Raw genomic sequence first — 21937 nt, 5'->3', positions numbered from 1 at the left:
TAACCTGCCCATCCAGTGAGGCATATTTTCTGATTAGGCGGGCAAGACTTTTTGGATCTCATTTGGGCGCGATACATAGAGTATCAAACTGACGCCGGATATATGTTTAAGGCCGCGTTTCATTTTCAGGAACAACCGTCGATGGTGAATTTATGAGATGAATAAATACATTGAGGAAGTCTGAAAAATACTTTGATTTAGATGGAGTGACCATATATGGTTACTCTTGCATCTTGGCAAGAGTGACTGGCGCACAAAACACCGATGCCTCTGAAATTGAGGAACGCAATTGTGCGTCAAATCTGAGAGCCGATGGCTACAACAACCCACAGCAATACAACAAATCCCCTACTATTTACACTGTAAAACGAAAAAAGCCCCTTTCATCAGGGGCTTTCAATCATTCTAACCTATACAGTTAAAAAGTCATTCAACTGCCAAGTGTCTGCAACAACCACCAGTACACACCACTGCCGACAATCGCACCGCCCAACACGAACATCAGCAGCAACTTCCACCAGCGCGTGCCCGGTTGGGTGACCTTGACTACCGCCGCCGGGCGACCGGTTTCGGTGAACTCACGCCGCTTTAACGCGACCTGATAACAGGTTTCCAGTCGATCAATCTGTTCAAAAATCAGATATCCAATCGACTCAAAATCAGCTTTCACCCCCGGTCTTTCCGCTTGGAGTAAGTAGCTGATGCGATCACACAACTGTTCACAACGGTAAAGCTCACGCAGCATTTCATAACTGGCGCGGAGGTTTTGCAGTTCAATTAACGCTTGTGCATTCGCCCAATGGAACAAACGCTCGATATACTTATCGGTTTCTTTGATCTCGTCTTTCAGACTGACCAGACAACCATACATCAGCTCCAGCCCGTTGGTATAACCGCGCAAGCCGTCCAGCTTGAGACAAGCAATGCTGTAATAGACGCACATTGCCAGATCAAGGCCGGTGATCTGCGCTAACTGCTCACTGTTCTGTTTGACCAGCTCCCAGTCGGTGCCGCCCGCAAAGGGAGAACGCTCGCGATAGATCTCTTTTTTAACCGCCTGATACAAAGCGTGATTGTGGAGTTCTTCTTGCTCGGCTGTCAGTATGAAAGGTGTGTTTTCAATCAATAGTCGTGGAGACATGGCGTTAAATTGCCCTAATCAATGCAGGGAGTGCCCGAAGGCACTCCGCTATTTGTTGAGTATTAATATAGGTTACCTGAGAGTTTGAATGATTTAAACAAACGCTGGGTAAACGGATTGACATCAGCTTCAGAGTTAATGCGATACACCATGTCACCGCCATCAACCGTAAACTTATAGTCAACCGAGGTTGTGCTCGCAGCCAGTACATCACCCGCATCCAGTAAGCGGAAGAATGCCCATGGCCCCTGAATAATAATACTCCGTGGCGACAGATTTGATTTAGTCGGGATCAGCGTAATCTTAGAAATTGCAGAATCACGCAGCGTATTCGGCCAAATCAGTTCGACGTTTTCTCTTGAACCATGACTGTATGACAAGAACTGCCCGTCTACATTCAGCACACTGCGGCGTTTGTTGCCCGTCAGACGAATCGGCTCAATCGAGAAGCTCACATCCAGTACACCTTTACGGTTGAAGAATGCATCCTGAATTTGGCGTGCCCGTTCAATTTGCTCCAATACTTCAGATTTCACAACACTCTGACCACTGTCTGCATCAGACAAGCCGACTTTCTCATCAATGAAGATCTTCAGCTGATTCTGATAGAAGCTATCTAAGATACCGTTCGGTGCGAAGAACTCTTCAAAGTCAGTCAATGATGCATCTTTGTTTGAGTTCGGATTAAACGGATAGCGATCCGCCAGTTTTTCACGGAAGACGCGATAAACGTCATCATGCCAGCGCACTTCCAGATACTTAACCGCTTCTTGCTTGATCACATACCAGCTTTCATCGGCCAGTTTGGTCAGGATACGATCCAGTGGAGCCGGTAGTCCCGATGCCACCCGTCTGAGGGTATAAATCGGATCACCGTTTACCAGCTTCATTCTCGCCTTGGTCGCATTCAGCGCTGCCATTCCCATATCCGGTGAGGCCTGAATCCCTTTCAGATACAGCTTCAGCTCATCAATGGCGCCCATCACTTCGGTGATATAAGCAGGCTTGTCACCAACTGCGTCCAACATGCCGTTCAGATCGGCAAACGGGGTATCAATCATTGAAGCAACTCGGTATTTCGGTGACTTCAACAGCTCACTTTGCGCTGAAGAATCATCCGGAATACCCGCAATCATTTTGGTGTTAGCTTCCAGCGTTCTCAACAGACGCTGGATCGGCTCGACACTACTGGTGATATTATCCAGTACGGTCACCGCATCGTTGATATCTTTGAAATATTTGATATCCACTTCTGCCAGTGCAGCACGCCAAGTCTTGGTATAGTCGGCCACATACAGTCCCCGGATTTTATCCCGCAGATCTTGTTTGTCCGCTTCACTGAACTCAGCAGAACGGTTTTGTCCCAGAACCCAGCCATCGATCAACGCCAGTTTCGACACCGATTCGACCTGCGGAATGAAGTAATCTTCAAACCCGCGTTTGGTCAGCATTTGCGGAATATATAGTCCGTCGCCGTTCATCACGCGCTCATCAAAGACGAGGTCAAATACCGGCCCCACCAGATTACGCAGGTTCAGTGACGGGCCAAGTACCGTCGGTGCATTCAACTTCAGGTTACGATAGACACGCTGTTTGTTCGGCATTGCATTGAGCGCAGTCTGAACTTTAGCGATGGTCTGATCGTAGGCTCCCATAATCTTCTCAGCGTTCGGATCACCATTCTTCCGCGCCGTGGTTAGGTCGGTATGATCCATCGCATAATCCAAGTGCCCCATCAGCTCTTCTTGCACCGCACGACGCGCCGGGAACTCTTGCTGCCAGTATTTACCGAAGTAATCCAGTACGATGTCTTTATAACGCCCTTCTTTGTCAGTCATCATGCGATAAACCCGCAACGCGTCCAGTTTTTCAACTTCGGTGTCGGCTTCATTCATTTTCACGATCACGTCAGAAAGCAGGATCGGCAAGAACCGGGTTTCAAGCAGGTTCAGGTAGGTCTTTTCAACCATAGGGCCGATGGTATGCCCTTGATACAGACCCATATCTGAAAAATATCTCGACTTATTCCGGAAGAAACCAAACTCCAGTGTGGCCTGACGAATTTTATTGAGCGAGTCGAGCATATCGCGTTGTGATGCCTGATAAATATTCTTCGGCAACTCGTTCTTAAACTCGTTAACCTTAGTCAATACCGCATCCGCGTGGGCAACGTTGACCGCGTAGTAGCGTTGCCAAGCACCAAACAGTAACAATGTCGCGATGGTACAAGTCACACCTGACAGCATCATCAGACGCCGTTTGCGCTTGGCAACCCGACGGTTGTCCGATGCCAGACCGGACTCGGCATAGATGATGTTGCTAAATAACTGCGAGGCAAAATAAACCGTTGAATTTTTTGCAATTTGTGCCCGATTGATTGCATGGTCTAAACCATAGCGACGTGAGGCCGCATCATCAAACGCATTGGTCGGGACGCCTTGCTGGTACACCGAGGTAAAGTAAGCCCCGCGAACCACAGCGGACAACGAATACTGGTCATTGCCCAACGTTTCGCGGAAAAACTGAGTCAGAATATCTTTCAGCCCGGAAATCTGACGACTGAAGCTGTAAACCCCATGCCGCTCATCGGCATCCATCGGTACGGAAACCGCTTTTGGCAACATGTCATTAATCGTTGACATGAACCGGAGATAATCGTCTTCAAACTCTTTTAACCAAGCATCCTGATCATCATTCGGGTTGAGCTGGAAAGTGAATCCTAATGCTTCTTCTCGTTCTGCTTTGGAATAGTGTCTGAAAAAAGGTTCAAAGCCATAGAGCAAATCCAGCTTGGTCAGTGCAATGTAGACCGGCAATTGGATAGACATGGTTTCCATCAATTCACGCAGTCGGGCACGCAGAATACTGGCGTAGGCTTTTCTTTCTGAGGCTTTGGCGGTTGCCAGATGCGACACATCCAGCGCCAGCACAATACCGTTGAGCGGACGGCGGCTGCGGGTACGCTCCAGCCATTCAACAAAATGTTTCCACAAACGGCGTTCCATCTCACCGTCGTTGTCTTCATCACGGTTGCCTTGCGTCAGCAGCTCACCATCGGGGTCAATCACCACGGCTTTGTCGCCGATCCACCAGTCAAATGAATATTGATTTTCGCTGCGCTGACCCGAAGCCCGCATCACTGAAGACAGGGTAAAGTTCTGTCCGGAGCGGTTAATCAGGCTGGTTTTACCGGCATTTTCCAGACCGAGAACCAGATACCAAGGCGAAGAGTAAAGAAAGTCACGCTTATTCTTCAGGCTCTTACGCATATTGGTAATCACCTGATTGAGCTCAACTTCTTGGCGCTCTTCCATTAACTTGATCGGATCCTGACGGAATATCTCTTCTTTTTGTTGTTCCGCTTCGTAACTTTGCAGCTTCCGCCACTGCCAGAAGCCCCATACAGCGGCCGCCAGTAAGAAGACAAGTAAACTGGCAAAGAGCCGCGCAGTGATACTCGCCAATGGTTTGGTGTCATAAATTGTGAGCCATGGGCCGGCCCACCAAATGGCAATATTAATTAAAATAAAGCTAATTAACAGCAATGCCGGCACGAGTGCTACCATGCTCGGCATTAATTTTTTTAGCAGCCCGAAAATCTTTTTCAACATGGACGATATCCTTCGCTTACTCTGACGTTGAATATTTCTCTAATCGTTGCATGAGTGAGGGTTCCCACTCTGAAACACTTGCTGAACCCGCCTGACGGTACAAGGTCTGATATTGCTCTTCTGCCATGGCGGAAAAACCATGTTCATTGAGCAAATCAGCAGACATCATCCGCCAATAAAATTTATCTCTGGGTTCGACCGCCTTTTCAAGGCCGCCATTAATCATGGAGAGAGCGACAGCAATTCCGGCTTCTTTTGCCAAGGTAAATGCTTCTTTACGCTTTTCCTGCCAGCTACCGACCACCGAAGCCTGCGTGGTCGCCTGCTCCTGCTCTCCCAGCCATGCATTGACTTCTTCTGGAACAAACGGTTGCCCGCCTTTAAATTTCAGTTCTTTTAACTTGGGCAAGCGTTCAAGAAAATAACCCGCTTCCTCCCGGATGGCCCGACACCAGTCTTTTTTATCGAGTGCCTGAGCAATTTGATAACTCATCATCTGCCCTTCGAACCAATAAGGCGCCATCGTCAGGCTCTGTTCAATCTTGCGCCATAAAGACAAATCGGGACTGCGCATCAGATCCTGATAGTCTTTCACGCGGTCTTGCTGCATCGGCCGGAGCATGGTTTCTCCGTCGGCATTATGATCGGGTTCAGAGAGAATGCCTGACCACACTGCATGACGGCGCAAACGAATTGCCAGACCAATGCCTTGTTCCTGCTCGGCAAGAAACTCAGACACTTTTAACAAGGTCTGTCTGGCTGCTTTATCACTGGAACTATCAACCGACAGTGGGCTACTGGTTGTGGCGGCTTCCTGTTGCGGTTGGTTCTTCGGCTTTTGGGCTTTCTGTTCGGCACGCTGGCGCTCTTCAGCCAGACGCATTTTCGAGCGAATGGTGTTTTGAAGCCCGGTGAAGTCTTCGGTCACCAACCCTTTGGCTTCCACCGCCTGATTCAAACTATCCAGCGCACTTTCCAGATCGCTCATTAACTCACCGGAAAAACGATTGAAATCCTGTTTTTCGATGACAATGCCAAAGCGCTGGATGATTTGGCCGAAAAATTTACGGCGCGGCAGTGCCCCTCGCGGGCCCGGTGCCGGGTAACTCTCTTCCCAGAACAGGGAGATGAAATCAGCCCAAATAAACAAGGATAAGTTGAACCGGGCCGGTGTCACCTGATGATGCAGACACTGTAAGAGATAAACCAACAACTTGATATCTTTGGATTTCTCTTTGAGTAATTTTAAAACACTGTGCTCGACTTCATCCCATTGCACACTGGCATGAGACAGCGAGCCGACTTTCATCATCTGATCTTCAACAAAATCAAACAATGAATCGTCAATCAAACGTTCACCGACTGGGTTCTCTCCCGCAATCGGTGTGGTAATGCATGGGCGATATTCAGATAGTTCCATAATTTCAGCTACCAATCACAGCGTGTTCTTAACGGTTTGAGCGCTTCACTCAAACCCGTGGTATCGAAAGTCAGACCATCAACCGTCTTTGAATTAGAACGCAATACCGTTTTGTCTTGCCCGGCCATAATCCGCATCAGGCTAATTGCTGGCATACCGCGTCCCGAAGAAAGTAATAAGCCGGCATCATCACTGCGCCAGTATTGTGTTTCCCGCTGGATTGTGACTTTGGCTCTTGCATCTGGGATTTCGCTCGGTAACGCCAATTCAACCCGGCTGATCCGGTGAATACAGCTCATCATTAACACTGGCTTTTTATCATCTGCGAACTGTGACGCAGGATTCGATGCCAACAGTATCAACCACGCATCATCCCCTTGTTCGGTCAGATGCATCATTTTGCCCTCACCGAGTTCCGCCAACGAATCCATTGCATGTAGCCACGACTCTGATGCCCCAACCTTTTGCTCTTTGAGCGGTGTCAGATGCAGCGGCGTTTCGAACACCCGATCAAAACAACGTAATCTTTCCAGACGCTCTGAGACACTCCGACACTGATTTGCCTGTTCAACCAACTGCTCCGGTTTGGATAAAACCTCCGGTTTCGGCATTTGTGGGCCGGTTGCCGCTATCGCAGCAACCGCAGGAAGTAATATCAGTGTCGCCAAGCTCATGACTGAGCGAGAAATTCCTAATTTCATGGCGCTTTAATCTCCAGTTTCTGGCATTTGTAAGCCAGTGTCCGTTTGGGAATTCCCAAGCTTTCTGCCGCTTTGGCACGGTCACCGGAAAACAATCGCAGGCGCTCTCTGATGATTTTTGATTCAAAATCCTGAATCGCCTGTTTGAGATCTTTAATCACAGTGCACGACTCCGGCTCTTCTACCTGAAACAGGTTGACCTCTTCACGAGGCAGAATCCGATGAATAAAACTACTCACCTGAACTTCATGGCCGTCTTGTGTTTGTGCACATCCAAACTCGATTAAATGCTTCAGCTCACGCACATTGCCGTTGAAATTGTGCTGCTTGAGACAATCAATCGCTTTGTAATTCAACCCACGGATCTGAGTCCCGTGCGAGTCGTTAAATAACTGAACAAAATGCTGACTCAATAACGCAATATCGTCGATTCTCTCAGTCAGACACGGCACCGTAATCGGGTATTGAAACAGTCGGTAATAGAGATCTTGTCGAAATGCTTTCTGACGAACTTGCCCCAACAGATTGACGTGCGTTGCAGAAACCAGCCGAAAATCGGAGGCCTGCTCTTCTTTACCGCCAACCGGACGAAATTTGCGTGTCTCAAGTACCCGCAACAGCTTGGCTTGCAGAACCAAAGGCATATCCCCGATTTCATCAAGGAATAAGGTACCGCCATTGGCTTGTGCGATGAGCCCCTGTTTATCAGCTTCAGCACCGGAAAAAGCCCCTTTGCTGTAACCGAATAGCTCACTCTCCAGTAAGTTTTCCGGAATCGCAGCACAGTTAATCGCAATAAATGGCTGATCAGCCCGTTCAGACAGATCATGCACCGCCTGCGCCACCAATTCTTTCCCGGTTCCGGTATCACCCTGAATCATGACCGATAACTGAGAACCTGCTGCACTGACAATCTGCTCTCTGAGTTTGACCATCGGAGCACTTTGTCCGACCAGCGTCCGGGACAATGAGTCCGTCAGACGTTGCTGTTCACGGGCGCGCTCAACATCGAATAATGATTCGCGCAGATCGCGTTGATGCTGCTCTTCACGTTCAATATCGGTCAACAAAGCCCACTGTTGGCTGAACACATCCACATAACGACGAAAATCGTCATCAGCAAATACCTGATGAAGATGTTCCGCCTCACCAATCAGGAATAACAGGGTCTTCACAACATCCTGATTCAGTGGCAATGGTACGATGCGGACGACGTCAAACATTCCGACCGACTCAGTTAACTGAACAAATGAACGATCAGACTGCCAGAAAACCAAACTGTCTAATGACAACGCCATCGATTTAGAAGACTGGAGAACATGAGCGAACGGGCAATCAAAATCAGTAACCGACCAAACCATCTCCAGATCAGATCGATGGGGGACTAACGTCCGCCCATCAGCACTGGGGACAAGCAATAAGCAAGTATCAAGATCCAACTCACGCGAAACCGTGTCGGTAAAAAGCGTCGCAAGTTGTTGCGGCTTTCTGATACCGACGAGATCGGTCGCGTAAGTTAACCAGCGGTTCATCGTTATTCAACCTCACCGATGAATTCACCATCAACCGCAGCCAGATAGACGCGATTAATCGGTTCACGCTGTGCAAGTTTGTTCAGCAATGCCAGCGAGACCGGTGGTAACAGTTGTCCTTCGATAATCGCTTCCAGCATCCGCGCACCATTTTCAGAACGGGTTGCCCGCGTCAGGATTTCCTCAATCAGCGAATCGGCAATCTCAACTTCTGCGGAATAACGTTCCTGGAACAGTTTTTCCAAGCGAGTCAGTTTCGCCTGCACGATTTCAGCCAAGACTTCTTTCTTCAACGGTAAGTAAGGAATCACTTCCATCCGGGCCAGTAATGCTGGTTTAAAGAAGTCAGCCAGTTCAGGATACAACCGGTCAGCAATGATTTTCGGTTCGTCAGCATAATCGACAATGGTCTGATAACCGAGATTCGACGTCAGGAAGAACACCACGTTCTTACAGTCAATCACCCGGCCTTCACCGTCGGCCAGCTCGCCTTTATCAAATGCCTGATAGAAGATATTCAGCACTTCGGGGTGAGCTTTTTCAACTTCATCCAGCAGCACGACCGAATAAGGCATCTTGCGAATCGCTTCAGTCAGAACACCACCTTCACCGTAACCGACATAACCCGGAGGTGAGCCGATCAGACGCGAAACGGTATGTTTCTCCTGATATTCAGACATGTTGATCGTGGTCAGGAATTGCTGTCCGCCGTACAGTTGCTCTGCCAGCTGAATGACGGTTTCTGTTTTACCGACACCACTTGGTCCCACCAACAGAAACGCGCCTTTCGGACGGCCGGGGCGACGTAAGTCAGCACGGGCAGTCAACAGATGACGGTGAACCCGTTCAATCGCTGTATCCTGACCTTTGATGGTCTCGCCTAAAATAGACGTCAGGTTGGTAATTTTGTGCAATTCGTCAGTATTCATCTGATCAACAGGCACACCCGTCCAGTCGGCGATCACTTCTGCAATCTGATCCGCATCCACTTGTGGGTAAATCAGACGCTCACGGTGAGGGATCGCTTCAAGGGCTGCATATTTTTCTTGCAGCTCGCTTTTCAGCGCTGCCATCACTTGTTGTGGAGATTGATCTTCGGCGACGTCCTGCCCTTCAACCAACTCATCTAAAACGTCAAATGACGCCGCTTCAACCGGTTGGGCTTCAATCGCTTGAACTGCAATCTCTTCTGCTTGCTGTAAGGACATTGCGATCAGCTGTGAACGGAGTTCAATAATTGATTCAACCAGTTCTTTCTGACTTTCCCAGCTTTCAAGCAGCGTTAATTTTTCCGCTTCGTCCTGATCTTCCTGAGCCCGTAGCTCATCGAGACGTTTAACATCATTTTCACTGCCGAGGAACTGCGCTCTTTCCAGCATATCGATTTCAAGCTGACGCTGATAACAGTTGGTTTCCAATTGCGCGAGACGCTTCGGTGGCGTGGTCAGGTGAATCGCAATACGGGCACAAGCGGTGTCTAACACATCAATCGCTTTATCCGGAAGTTGACGGCCTGAAATATAGCGAGCCGAGAGTTCTGCGGCCGCTTTTAATGCTTCATCAGTGATTAAAACATGGTGCGCTTTCTCATACACACTATTGAGACCACGCAGGATATCAACGGCTTGGTTGATACTCGGCTCTTCCAGCTTAACCAGTTGGAAACGACGGGTCAGAGCCGGATCTTTTTCAAAGTATTTTTTGTACTCTTTCCAGGTCGTTGCAGCGACGGTACTCAGTTCACCACGTGCCAGTGCAGGTTTGAGCAAGTTCGCCGCATCAGCGCCGCCTTCCTGATTACCGGCACCGATCAAGGTATGCGCTTCGTCGATAAACAGAATAATCGGTGTCGGAGACGATTTAATCGCATCAATCACGCCTTTAAGACGTTTCTCGAATTCACCTTTAACCGAGGCACCCGCCTGCAGCAGGCCTAAATCGAGCGCCATAATATCAACATTTTTCAGTTGGTCAGGCACGTTGCCCGCTTCGATACGCAGCGCAAGGCCTTCAATCATGGCACTTTTACCCACACCGGCATCACCGACCACAATCGGGTTGTTTTTGCGACGACGGCACAGGATGTCAATCATCAGATTGATCTCATTTTCACGACATAACACGGGGTCAAGTTCACCGCGACGCGCCTGTTCACTGACATTCGAACAATATTTTTGCAGCGGGGTGGTGGCTTCTGTCAGCGGCGATTTTGCGCCCCGCTTCTCAGTGGTTTTTTCAACTGCGGTTTCTGAAGAATCAGCGACAACCGCTGCGAAGTTTTTCTTCAGTGTTTCACGGTTGATGCTTTCTAACAGCGAAATCAAGCGCACGGGCAAGTAGCGGTCTACACGAGTTAACGCAGCCAAAAAGATCGCACCGGAACGAAGTTCATTCTGGTCGAGCTCGGTGGTAGACAACAACCAAGCTTCCTGAAGCAATTCAACCAGTAAAGGAGAAAATGCCGGATAGGTGTCCAGTACATGTTCACGGGTGTACGAACTGACAATCGCCTGTCTGACATTTTCAAAATCGATGTTGGCCTGCTTGAGGATGACACGGATATCAGAAAGTGGGTTGTCCAACAGTACATCGAAATAGTGTTCTAACGTGACTTCTGGGTGTTGACGTTCAATACATAAAGAAGCCGCCTGCTCCAGTGCCAGCTTACTTTGTTGGTTTAACTTTGAAATAAGAGTGGGTAATTCAATTCGGATCACAGCGATCACCTAGCCTAAAAAATTAATTAAGAAGTTGACTTAACTGGTTCACAACGTCAGCAGATTTCTCGTGCAATAACCATGTGTAACCCAGAAAGATCCCGCTCCACAGCAGGAAGAATCCAAGAAAAACCGACCAAACCGGCAGTTGACGATTCAGACGATACTTGGCATCGACGATATGTTGATTCGCTTGATTGAGGGGTTGGATCTTTTTCTCTTCAAGCGCAGCCAGCATATCGTATAAGTGACTGATCACTCTTTCGCGCTCATTGTGACCATTTTCCATCACCCGATACTTGCCTTCGAAACCAAGGATCAGACAGTGATAGATAAACTCCAGCAAAAGCTTGTAGCGTTGCGGTTCACCTTCGAGACGCGCAAGAATGGTGTAGACTTTTTCTCCACCCCAGGTTTCATTATGAAAACGGGAAAGCATCGAGTGCGATGCCCAGATACTGGAGGAGCCCCATTCAGTCCCCATGACGGCTTCATCAAGAAACGTACACAAGATGTATCGGTAAGCCATCAAAACCGCATTATCAAAACCTTTCTCGGTCAGTTCGATTTCGATCGCTTTGATCTCTTCCACCGTTTGATGATAAATCTGCTCGATATTCGGACAACTGGTCATGCCCCGAACCCGGAGTGACAGACCAAATAACGGAGTCGCTGCATCAATCAGGACATTGGGGTTATCTCCCCGTAATTGGAACCAATAGTCTTGGTCCCGGTTGATATTTTCCACATTATCAAACAATAGGTTGTCAATGTGTTCGCCCGTATTCTGCACCATAATTAACTCCTTATCGCCCAGAATTGTAAGTCAAGGTCTTCAAATGCTGCTGCCACATGGAAAGCAAAGCCACTGGCTTGTTTGATCATCGACCAAGCTGCACTGGATTTATCAAGCTGATAATAGGTATAGCCAGCATGGTAAGGGAGCTGACGCGGTGCAACAGGCAGCGGCGTCAGTGGGATACCCGGTAGCTGGAGAGAAATCAGCTCTCTGATCTTCTCGACGGAGGCCACTTTGGTCTGCTGAACAAACACACGACGCAACTCGTCCAGAGGCATTCTCGCTTTAACCGCAATAATAAAGTCGGCATCTTCCATGAGGTTGGTGTCATGAATTGGCGCAACCATGAGGCCGTATTTCCGTTTATCGAGCTGGATAGACACAGCACGCGGCTCAAGTACCACACTCAGACTCTGTCTCATGTGACGAATCAACGTCATGAAACAGTCAGTCGGCATGTCATGGTTATAAACCGGGATGGTCGGTGGCAGACGGCTTTCATCAGTAAAGGTTGCCAACTCACCACAAATTGAAGCCAGACATTCAAACAGTCGCTCCGGATGGAGTGTCCGCAATTTGGATAAATGCTCAATCAACGGCTGCAAACGGTTCAGTGCCTGTAATAGCATGAAGTCAGAGACATCAGCCACCGCACCCTGACCGGGAGAGCTGATCCGTTCGGCAATGCTTTTCGCCCGTTCATTCATCAACCCGGCGATTTCAGTCACCACCCGGTGCAGCGTCACGTTGACAGACGAGTTGAGATGACACGGGATAAATTCAGGATCCAGCACCAGACTGCCGTCCGGACGTTTTTCCAGAATCCGGGCAATCGCAAATGATGCATAAGAACTGCGATCTTCTTTCTCCAGCATCAAATGCATGCGCACCGGAGAAACATCAATCGTGGTGGTGTCGCCTTGTATACTCTGGACATCGCGGACATCCATCCGGCGACTTTCATAACGCCCGGTGCCTCGTTCTTCCGGCCAATTGACTTCGAGCAGCGATTCCGTGCGCAACGGCAATGCCAGATAGACCAATTGCCCGGCCAGTGACGCATCTTCGATTTCCAAAGGTTCAGGGAGCGAATCTTCCTGCGGCACATTAAAGACAGTCCCGTCGGGCATGACGCCTGATAAACGTTCAATTGCAATCCGGCCGAATGCCAGATATTCCGGATTTAATGCCAGCTCAGAGATGCCGTACAGATAGCCACTGACAGAATTCATCCGTGCATCAACATAGTATTCTGTATATCGTTGTTGTTGTTGGAAGTGCTGAGGCTTGATAAACAATCCTTCGTTCCAGATAACACGGTTACGTGCAAACATCTCGATTATTCCACTTTTTCTAATTTAACATCGTAGTCTTTGAACAGCATCAGCAGGTGATACTCCCGGCCTTTATTCAATACTTTGACCGCTTTCTTCCACTCACTCAGCTCAGGTTCAGCAAAATGCGCCATCACACCGATGTAACGCGTGTCCGGAGAGATTTCGAATGCATTGACAAACTTAAACTGACCGGGCATCAGCATGTAATCGTAATCTCTGACAAAGTTACTGCGGAGTGCTTTCTTATAGCTGGCTTTGATCGTGTCATAGTCAGCCGACATGAACATGGAATCATCTTCCAGTTCAAAGACCTGTACTTCAACCGGTGATGCTTCGCCCCAGATATTGGGGTTTACACCCGCATCCGTCACCATACTGAATGTCACTGTTGTCGGAGCTTCTGCCGGATTATATTCATCCGCTGCTGTGCTACTGCTACTACTGCACGCAGTAAGCATTAGCAAAGCGAATAAAACACAAGCAAACTTTTTCACAATCAGAACTCCAGTTGCTTCTCACGGATTTTCTTGTCGTAAGCCTGTTCGAAAATTTCCCAAAACAGTTTTTCAAACCCTTTCTGACGGTTAGAAGTCAGCTCTTGATAGTAACTGCTGTACATATTCCAGGCCCACGCATCTTCAGAGTCGCTACGCTGTTCATTCGGGCGCTTATAATTATTAAAGCGACGGAGCAGTACCTGAGGTGAAAATGCCGCCAAAATCTGGCTCAATGCTTCTGTTGTCGCATACTGAACGGCTTCGTTGTGATCCTGAATGCTTTTCAAACTTTCAGTGATAGCTGCCGGAGCAGACAAATGCACCAGACTCTTTTGCGAGTCATACATGGTTTTCATGGTCTCTTCATAAGACAGACCCAGACGCAGCGGGTTATCTTCAATGGGCTGAAGATTGCGGTTCATCATATCGAAACGACCATGATTCACCTGCTTGTGCAGCTCCAGTAGTCCTTTAACACATGCCTGAAGCGATAAGCCCAGTTCTTCGGACAGAAAATGCATTTTTTCCATATCATGGCTATCGGTCAGATCCACACCCAGACCATCCAGCATCGGGCCGGTCAGCAGATGTTTTCCATGATGATTTGTTTCAACAGACTGTTCTGATGTTGAAGACATGCTTTTTGCGACTTCTTCTTCGAGTAGATCGAGTACGTTCTCATCCATCCCATAGCCCTCTGATTCGTTGTTCACTGATTGATAGTCGACTGATCCATGACTCACAGATCGGTTGTGCACAGATTGATTGTCTGTCGCATTAGTGTGGTTACTGCGCGTATTGACAGGCGCTGCCTGCTGTACGTCTGATTTGGACTTTCTGCCCAACTTTAACGCCCCGAATCTGAAAATTTTCTTCAGACTAATCGAGGCGGTCATATCGTATTCTCCGTTTTCTTGCTGTGTTTCCTGCAACGGACGCTGGTAATATTCTTCAGCCGCAAGCAAAGGTTGTTCTTGAGTTTCATCTTCTGCCCGGATTTCATCCTCATCGCCATCGATCAACACATAGCTGTCATCTTTGTTCTGGGGCGAGAGTTCATCCAGTGCCATTAATGGGTCAGTCACACCGTGATCCACTTCATTACCGCGGTTTAATGTCTCGGCTTCACCGTCATCGTCGGCTAAAAGACTATGGCGGTCGTCATCGAATAACTGCTCCAACACATTGCTTGAAGCAATATCATCATCACTATTGCTACCCAAGTGGACTCGTAAAGAGTACGGACCAACCTGAATTTCGTCTTTGTTTTCCAATCGGGCTAACTTGTTGCGACCCAGCGCCATCGATGAACCATTCACATAGGTTTCACCGCAGTTATCACGCACGCAGAAAGCGCCATCAACGACGAGAATTTCACAATGATTCGGGTAAATCGCCCCATTCTTATCCGTCAGATGCCAAAAACTATCTGTTGCCGTTCCAATTGTTCCACCTGCAGGCGTCCATGACATCCGCGAGATCAAACCGGACTCCAGTACCTGAACATTGGTGACAATTATATTGAGGGAAGGCTGTTTACTCTGAACCATCACTATTGCCTCACCTGAATTAATACATTTTTCTCACGCTCACCGGAGCCAAGAAACGAATACCACCCCAAAGCCACACTATCCTGAGAATTCAACCGAAGCACGGGGACTTCTTTCTCATCCATAGAGAGCTCTAAGTCATAAGCCATCTGCTCGCGCAGAACGAATTCCACCAACTTACACAGGGGTTGGAATTCCTTACCGATCGGCAGAAAGTCTGCAAACCGCTGGCGAGAAAGCCCTTTAATACAAATCACAAATTTTCCGTTGCAATCCATCACCGATTCACCGATGACGGTATTCATCCCCAAGTTGCCATTTTGCTGACCCAGACTGAATTGCTGCGACGAATCGATCATAACTCTGCGTTTTTCCCACTGGCGAATGCTGACATCTTCCAAATCAAAACAGTGGGCTATAATTCCGGCGACAACCTGCGGAGAACGACTTCGTCCGGCCAGTACACCGGCATACGCCAGCATCTTGCACCAGTTGATTGGTGTATCACCCCTTAAATCAGGGTCGGCCAATCCAACTAATGCGAATAATTGTTGTGAGAACAGATCCTGCGCATCATCCTGAAAACGCACGTAATAACGATATTTACGCCAGATCCGATAGACCAAGTTGATCAGGCGGTTATTGAAAAAATCCAGAAAAGGACGTTTGAATCCGCCCGGATCTTCTGTCGCCAGTTGCTCAAGAATGAAGCCCGGCAACGGAGACTGCGAGCCGGTCAAACCAAAAAAGTTGGTTTGTAAAATCAAATGCTCGTCATCGAACCGGGTCAAATCCGTCACGTCAGCAGGCGAGAATCCCAAACTGGGATTCGCACTAAATACCAGGCGACAAATTCTTTCCCAATCTTCATCTTCCGGATTCGAGTGCTGAAGTTTTTGTAGCAATTCCACCAGTTGGAAGAAATTGTACGACCTCACCTTATCCGGTATTGGTATGAGCGCTTGCTTGTCTTGAGCTGAATCTATATCAGCGGCTGCATCCCTGTCCGGGTTCCCCATGTGTATTTCTCGTTATTACTGACGTTGACCAAAATCAGTTCATGGAATGAATTGATGTTGGCATACAAAGCAAAAAAGTGGCTCAGCACCCGACCGAACAGATAAAGATCACCTTCTGAGCCAAAACAGCTCTGATCAATATGAATCTCGGATTGCAGACCACGTACAGGAAGCCCTCTTAATAATTTATCTATGGGCTTCGATTCTATTTTGATAATCCCTTCCAGACGTTTTTTCGCCACACGCTCGGCCTGACGATCAACCAGCGCCCGGAAGTCATACGTTCTGAGTACACTGCTCAGTGCATCTTTTGACAGCAGCGACAGGTAATTCAATGATAAATTTGAAATTAACCCCCACAGCAAACTGCCATCCAAAACCGGACGCAACGGCTGAGTCGGTGAAATAATATTTTTAAATGTGACATAGTCAGGTGAGGAATCCGTTGACTGACAGATATCCCCGACCCCCAGTTCAATCGGTAATAGCCGATTGGTACAGGTCAGTTGGATCGAAATAGCTTCATCGACATCAACCGATTGCGTTTCATCACCGCGAATAAACGAGATAAAGGTGTCAAAGCCATCATTACGCTGACTATCTTTCACCCGTGAGCGGTAGTAGAGCACTTCACGCTGTCTGGCTCGCTCAACCTGATGTTGAAAGCTTTCAAACGGGTGATAAACGCGTTTTTCACCGCGAATCCGTTGACTGTCCTGCGTTTTATCCTGCCAGCCGAAAACACCATCAATACTGAACACTTCATAGTGTGACGGATAACGACTCGATGGAATCACACGGTATTCAGACTGCTTACCCGTCAAGTCAATCGGATCAGCATCGTGCTCGAACAGGTTAATAATCGGCACGCAGTAAAGCTGAAAACTACTTTGATTAATCCGGACATCGGTCGGCAGAGTCTTGGAGAAATGGATACGCAGCGTCATTTTGCCACGCACGGATTTCGGCAACACTTTATCTAACATGCCGATATCAAAGAAATGGAAAGCCTCCGGAAATGACAAATACTCTTGCAGAATCCGATACCCTTCATAAACATTTTTCGGGTAAGGCAGCAGTGAATCTTCACCGGAAAAACCAACCGACTGAAGTGCATCACGGGGAATACTGAATTCAGTCCCATTGACATCAATCACCATTTTATCCAGATGATGATGGAGCCACAGGTAGAGCATTTGTGCACTATATTTCTCGCCACCGAGATAAAAGCGCAGACTATCAACCAGCGCTTCTCCGACGGACATCTCGCCTTTCATCGCCAGATTGATATCAACGGTACTCGATTCCCGGGTATGGTGAGAGGTAATATCCTCAATCACCAACGGGAAAACCGCCACATCACGACAAGTGCGGAAATGGCAAACCGTACCCAATACTTTCTCTGAACTATCGAGTTGAATGCCCGCCCGGATCACTTGTTTCTCACTGACTTTCGATTCCGGCTCAAACGCAACAATACTCATGCTGGGTACAGGCCGAAGGTAATTCGGCCATAGCATATTAATAATCGAATGCGTCAGCTCAGGAAATTCATCTTCAACTTTTTCGCGCAGGCGCGCTGTCAGGAATGCAAAACCTTCCAGTAGACGTTCAACATCCGGATCGGTCACCTGACCGTGAAGAAAACGAGAAAGCTGGGGATGAATTTCAGTGAAACGCTTCCCCTGCTCTTTCAGAAATGAAAGTTCTTCTCGAAAGTACTTATCTTGTGCCATGTATCAATACACTCGATATTGACGATTTTGATCCAATAACAGATTCAGTTTTACTGTGTCATGAACAGCACTACTGTTCACTTCGGCAGTAATCCGAAATCTCAGTGATAATGGGTTCAAATCGTCTCTTTCTGACGTCACCACAATGTCTTTCAATCGTGGCTCATATTTTCTCAGACAGTCCTTAATCGCCATGCGGATTCTGACAGCCAGATCAAGTGTTTCCAATGTCGCATCGTTAAAATCAACGAGCCCCAGCTCAGGTGCGCTCTGCGCTTCTCCCAGCCGAGTATTCAGAACATTGGAAACGTTCCGCTTGATCGAATTAAGCACATCGTTTGCATCTGGGCCCTGAGTCAAAGACCGGGGTCTTTCGCCGGCTTCTAAGCGTTCAAAGAAGCCGACGCCAAATGCAACCTCTTCAGGCGCAATGTAAGACATATTACTGATCTAAACGGCCAACAAGTGACAGTTCAAAGTTCGCACCCATGTACTTGAAGTGTGGGCGAACCGCCAGAGATACCTGATACCAGCCTGGGTTACCTTCTACATCGGACACTTCAATGCGTGCAGCACGAAGCGGACGACGACTACGAACGTCTGCCGGTGGGTTTTCCTGATCAGCAACATACTGCTTGATCCAACCATTCAGTTCACGCTCAAGGTCTTGTCTCTCTTTCCATGAACCAATCTGTTCACGTTGCAATACTTTGATGTAGTGCGCCAAACGGTTGATAATCATCATATAAGGGAGCTGCGTACCCAGCTTGTAGTTGGTCTCTGCTTCTTTACCTTCTTTCGTATTCGGGAAGACTTTTGGCTTCTGAATCGAGTTGGCAGAGAAGAATGCCGCGTTGTCACTACCTTTACGCATGGTCAGGGCAATGAAACCTTCTTCGGCAAGTTCAAATTCTTTACGGTCAGTGATCAACACTTCTGTCGGAATTTTCGCTTGCAAAGCACCCATAGTTTCAAAAACGTGTACAGGCAGATCTTCAACCGCACCACCGCTTTGAGGACCGATGATGTTCGGACACCATCTGTATTTTGCAAAGCTGTCAGTCAGACGAGTTGCAAATGCAAAGGCAGTGTTACCCCACAGATAATGTTCGTGAGATTCACGGACACTTTCCTGGTAGTTAAACGTTTTGATTGGATTTTCGATTGGATCGTAAGGCACACGCAACAAGAAACGTGGTGCAGTCAGACCCAGATAGCGTGCATCTTCAGACTCACGCAGCGAACGCCACTTGGTATATTTTGGACTTTCGAAGATCGATTTTACATCTTTGATATTAGGAAGTTCTTCAAAAGAGTCGATACCAAAGAATTCAGGACCTACACTCGAAATGAACGGTGCATGAGCCATTGCGCCAAGCGCACCCATGTATTGCAGCAGTTTCATATCCGGTGTGGACGGTGTAAACGCATAGTTACCGATCATCGCACCTGTTGGTTCACCACCAAACTGGCCATAACCTGAAGAATACACCTGCTTATACAGGCCTGATTGAGAGATTTCTGGTGCAAACTCAAAATCTTCCAACAGTTCTTCTTTGGTGACATGGATGATATCAACTTTGTTGTTTTCCCTGAAATCGGTACGGTCGATGAACAGCTTCAGTCCACGCCATGCAGATTCCATTTGCTGGAATTTTTCATGGTGCAGGATCTCATCCATTTGCGCACTGATTTTTTTATCCAGTTCAACCAGCATTTGGTCAACAAGCGATTTGTTAACCGGCTCTGATTCCTGGCTTGAACCAATCAGGTTTTCGATAAACGCGGCAACGCCTTTTTTCGCGATATCATAACCTTCTTCATTCGGTGCAAGGCGTGTTTGCGCCATAATTTCATCTAACAGGCTGAGTTCACCAGCCTGGGGGCTTTCTAGTACCGTTTCTTCTGTAGCAGACATTAATCAAGTTCCTATGACAATAAGTTAAAAAACACCAAAAGTATTGCGTCTATCGTTACTCTTGAGGTTCTTTCTCTTCAGACCCGCCGACAATATCCAGTTCAGCAAGGAGCTTTTCACGAGACTCTTCAGATGCAATCAGCGCCTGTAAGCGTTCTCTGAATGCCGGGATATTTCCTAAAGGACCTTTTAAAGCAACCAAAGCTTCACGCAGTTCGATCAGTTTATTCAATTCCGGAACCTGAGCCGCAACTGAATCCGGAGCAAAATCTTGCAATGACTTGAAGCTCAGTTCGACTGGTAACTCAGCATCAGGATCATCACCCAATTTATTTTTTACAGTTGCGCTGATTGAGAGGTTGCTCTCACGCATCACTGATTCGAAATTGTTTTTGTCAACAGAAACGGATTGACGATCTTCAACCGGTGTTTCTTCTGTATGACCTTTGAAATCACCAATCACTAATGTTTTGAGTGGTAATTCAATTTCGGCCTGTTGATCCCCTGTCGCAGGAACATATTTAATATTAATGCGCTCTTTCGGAGCGACACTACCTTCTTTAGACATATCAAGTCTCCAATACCTATGCCAATAGTCGTTGCTTGCGTATATTCATTTCACCAGCAAAATGGTATCTAAGCAGAAATAATTCTGACTCAGATATGAGAACACGAATAACATTCGCATCAATTAAATAAATGAAAAGACCATTTATTTAATAATGTTTTCAAATCGATAATATTAAACACAAATCCAATCAACCAATTATGACATCCCCTTATTTTATTCGGGGAAATAAATAAAAACACCGTGCTTTATTTATAAATCCCAATAAGTGTCGTGATTATAAAAGGTTACCTTTTCTTTATAAGTGTCTGTAATACTTTGAGCACGCTCAATATCCGGCGGCGTCATCTCATTGGTAATATCAACAAAAAATTGTTCCATTGATTTATGCAAACTGGTCAGGCGATCACTACCGGCATAATCCAAGTAAAGCTCCGAATAAGCACGGGCTTTAATTAAGTCTTCATCCACAAAGCGATAAGATGACGCTTCGCCTGCATATATCTTCGCGACAACGGCCAGAGATGTCAGGTCACCGGCATCCAGTGCCCGCTGACGCCATTCAAAAGCTTTCTTAAAATCACCACGGCCTTCGTATAGTTCCACACATGCTTTCATCGCCGGGATAAAATTATGCTCCGCCGCATGACGGTAGTTGGTATAGATCCCGGTGGAAAATCTTGTTTCCGTATATAACTGATTTATATCGTTGATTGATCTTCTGGAATTATCCATCCATGCCAGCGGATAGCTGTAATCTATCGCCCGTTGTAAATAATACTCAGACTGATCCGGATCCGTTTTTTCATAATAAAGCGACAGATAATAAACTGCTTTTGCCGGTTGTGTGGCTGCAAGTCTGACCAATCCATCATGATAGCGTTTCTGCCATGACTGTCGAATCACGGTACGTAACCAAGTGCCATGCTGGTAGAGGTAGTTCATCGCGTGCAAATTTCCTGAATTTGCCGCCTGCTCAACATACTCTCTGACAAGCCGCGGTGTTCGGATGGTCGGGTTGTACTCCGACAACTCTATCGCATATAAATAAGCAGCATCCGCATTACCTTTGTCGGCAGCATATTGCAAATAATGCCGTGCTTCTTCATTTTTAAACTGCGCGCGCAGTAAACGCCCTTTCTCATAAGCCTGAGCCGGGGTCAAAAAATTAATATCGTAATCATATTTTTTCTGATTATCTGATTCCGGCATCTGAATCGAAACACGATTCAAGTTTTCATCAGAATCAGAGAAGCCTTCTCTATCAGCGAGATTATTTTTATTCGTTACGACATTTTTGCCAGTTGTAACAGTTGTGCCATATGGGTTTTCATCAATTGTTACAGCAGCCTCAGGATTCACAACTTCGTCTGCCATGACAATATTGCTAC

General features: G+C 47.3%; 16 protein-coding genes. All 16 read right to left on the bottom strand.

The annotated features are described in order from the left end of the window. Nucleotides 1-430 precede the first annotated feature (430 nt). Nucleotides 431-1141, bottom strand: coding sequence for a type VI secretion system ImpA family N-terminal domain-containing protein (locus VR7878_RS13770; protein WP_077336664.1), 711 nt, complete (start codon nt 1139-1141; stop codon nt 431-433). 62 nt (nt 1142-1203) lie between these two features. After that, the gene (gene tssM / locus VR7878_RS13765) at nt 1204-4752 is read right to left on the bottom strand and encodes a type VI secretion system membrane subunit TssM (RefSeq protein WP_077336663.1); all 3549 of its coding nucleotides are present in this window, start codon (nt 4750-4752) and stop codon (nt 1204-1206) included. Nucleotides 4753-4768: 16 nt separating this feature from the next. Continuing rightward, nucleotides 4769-6172, bottom strand: a complete 1404-nt coding sequence (tssA, locus tag VR7878_RS13760; protein ID WP_077336662.1) for a type VI secretion system protein TssA — start codon at nt 6170-6172, stop codon at nt 4769-4771. Nucleotides 6173-6180: 8 nt separating this feature from the next. Continuing rightward, complete coding sequence (vasI, locus tag VR7878_RS13755) at nt 6181-6873, bottom strand: type VI secretion system-associated protein VasI (protein WP_235862888.1); 693 nt, start codon at nt 6871-6873, stop codon at nt 6181-6183. Continuing rightward, on the bottom strand, nt 6870-8405 hold the full coding sequence (locus tag VR7878_RS13750; RefSeq protein ID WP_077336661.1) for a sigma-54 interaction domain-containing protein: 1536 nt from the start codon (nt 8403-8405) through the stop codon (nt 6870-6872). Before VR7878_RS13750 ends, vasI begins: the two co-directional genes overlap by 4 nt. A 2-nt stretch (nt 8406-8407) precedes the next feature. Then, a complete protein-coding gene (tssH, locus tag VR7878_RS13745) occupies nt 8408-11122 on the bottom strand; it encodes a type VI secretion system ATPase TssH (protein WP_077336660.1) in 2715 nt (904 codons plus the stop codon). A gap of 22 nt (nt 11123-11144) precedes the next feature. Next, nucleotides 11145-11918, bottom strand: a complete 774-nt coding sequence (gene icmH, locus VR7878_RS13740; protein ID WP_077336659.1) for a type IVB secretion system protein IcmH/DotU — start codon at nt 11916-11918, stop codon at nt 11145-11147. Nucleotides 11919-11920: 2 nt separating this feature from the next. After that, a complete protein-coding gene (gene tssK / locus VR7878_RS13735; protein WP_077336658.1) occupies nt 11921-13255 on the bottom strand; it encodes a type VI secretion system baseplate subunit TssK in 1335 nt (444 codons plus the stop codon). Between the two features lie 5 nt (nt 13256-13260). After that, nucleotides 13261-13758, bottom strand: a complete 498-nt coding sequence (tssJ, locus tag VR7878_RS13730; RefSeq protein WP_370737090.1) for a type VI secretion system lipoprotein TssJ — start codon at nt 13756-13758, stop codon at nt 13261-13263. After that, entirely contained in the window at nt 13755-15305 is a 1551-nt protein-coding gene (gene tagH, locus VR7878_RS13725) for a type VI secretion system-associated FHA domain protein TagH (protein ID WP_077336656.1), read from the bottom strand. Before tagH ends, tssJ begins: the two co-directional genes overlap by 4 nt. 2 nt (nt 15306-15307) lie before the next feature. Beyond that, nucleotides 15308-16324, bottom strand: a complete 1017-nt coding sequence (gene tssG / locus VR7878_RS13720; RefSeq protein WP_077336655.1) for a type VI secretion system baseplate subunit TssG — start codon at nt 16322-16324, stop codon at nt 15308-15310. Next, nucleotides 16288-18060, bottom strand: coding sequence for a type VI secretion system baseplate subunit TssF (gene tssF / locus VR7878_RS13715; protein WP_077336654.1), 1773 nt, complete (start codon nt 18058-18060; stop codon nt 16288-16290). The genes tssG and tssF overlap by 37 nt, the downstream gene beginning before the upstream one ends. A 3-nt stretch (nt 18061-18063) precedes the next feature. Continuing rightward, nucleotides 18064-18501 carry a type VI secretion system baseplate subunit TssE gene (gene tssE / locus VR7878_RS13710; RefSeq protein ID WP_072963202.1) on the bottom strand — a complete coding sequence of 146 codons (438 nt, stop codon included), beginning with the start codon at nt 18499-18501 and terminating at the stop codon, nt 18064-18066. Nucleotide 18502: 1 nt separating this feature from the next. After that, the gene (tssC, locus tag VR7878_RS13705) at nt 18503-19978 is read right to left on the bottom strand and encodes a type VI secretion system contractile sheath large subunit (protein ID WP_038184369.1); all 1476 of its coding nucleotides are present in this window, start codon (nt 19976-19978) and stop codon (nt 18503-18505) included. Nucleotides 19979-20033: 55 nt separating this feature from the next. Then, nucleotides 20034-20546, bottom strand: a complete 513-nt coding sequence (gene tssB, locus VR7878_RS13700) for a type VI secretion system contractile sheath small subunit (RefSeq protein ID WP_077336653.1) — start codon at nt 20544-20546, stop codon at nt 20034-20036. 252 nt (nt 20547-20798) lie between these two features. Continuing rightward, nucleotides 20799-21923, bottom strand: coding sequence for an SEL1-like repeat protein (locus tag VR7878_RS13695; RefSeq protein ID WP_077336652.1), 1125 nt, complete (start codon nt 21921-21923; stop codon nt 20799-20801). Nucleotides 21924-21937: the final 14 nt, after the last annotated feature.

Source organism: Vibrio ruber DSM 16370, assembly GCF_900163965.1.
GTDB lineage: Bacteria > Pseudomonadota > Gammaproteobacteria > Enterobacterales > Vibrionaceae > Vibrio > Vibrio ruber.
The sequence above is the reverse complement of the archived record's forward strand: the minus strand, read 5'-3'. Positions and strand labels throughout refer to the sequence as shown.

Excerpts from the sequence above, each read along its gene's own strand:
- VR7878_RS13770 (WP_077336664.1), bottom strand. The coding sequence starts at position 1,141 with ATGTCTCCACGACTATTGATTGAAAACACACCTTTCATACTGACAGCC.
- tssM (WP_077336663.1), bottom strand. The coding sequence starts at position 4,752 with ATGTTGAAAAAGATTTTCGGGCTGCTAAAAAAATTAATGCCGAGCATG.
- tssA (WP_077336662.1), bottom strand. The coding sequence starts at position 6,172 with ATGGAACTATCTGAATATCGCCCATGCATTACCACACCGATTGCGGGA.
- vasI (WP_235862888.1), bottom strand. The coding sequence starts at position 6,873 with ATGAAATTAGGAATTTCTCGCTCAGTCATGAGCTTGGCGACACTGATA.
- VR7878_RS13750 (WP_077336661.1), bottom strand. The coding sequence starts at position 8,405 with ATGAACCGCTGGTTAACTTACGCGACCGATCTCGTCGGTATCAGAAAG.
- icmH (WP_077336659.1), bottom strand. The coding sequence starts at position 11,918 with ATGGTGCAGAATACGGGCGAACACATTGACAACCTATTGTTTGATAAT.
- tssK (WP_077336658.1), bottom strand. The coding sequence starts at position 13,255 with ATGTTTGCACGTAACCGTGTTATCTGGAACGAAGGATTGTTTATCAAG.
- tagH (WP_077336656.1), bottom strand. The coding sequence starts at position 15,305 with ATGGTTCAGAGTAAACAGCCTTCCCTCAATATAATTGTCACCAATGTT.
- tssG (WP_077336655.1), bottom strand. The coding sequence starts at position 16,324 with ATGGGGAACCCGGACAGGGATGCAGCCGCTGATATAGATTCAGCTCAA.
- tssF (WP_077336654.1), bottom strand. The coding sequence starts at position 18,060 with ATGGCACAAGATAAGTACTTTCGAGAAGAACTTTCATTTCTGAAAGAG.
- tssE (WP_072963202.1), bottom strand. The coding sequence starts at position 18,501 with ATGTCTTACATTGCGCCTGAAGAGGTTGCATTTGGCGTCGGCTTCTTT.
- tssC (WP_038184369.1), bottom strand. The coding sequence starts at position 19,978 with ATGTCTGCTACAGAAGAAACGGTACTAGAAAGCCCCCAGGCTGGTGAA.
- tssB (WP_077336653.1), bottom strand. The coding sequence starts at position 20,546 with ATGTCTAAAGAAGGTAGTGTCGCTCCGAAAGAGCGCATTAATATTAAA.
- VR7878_RS13695 (WP_077336652.1), bottom strand. The coding sequence starts at position 21,923 with ATGGCAGACGAAGTTGTGAATCCTGAGGCTGCTGTAACAATTGATGAA.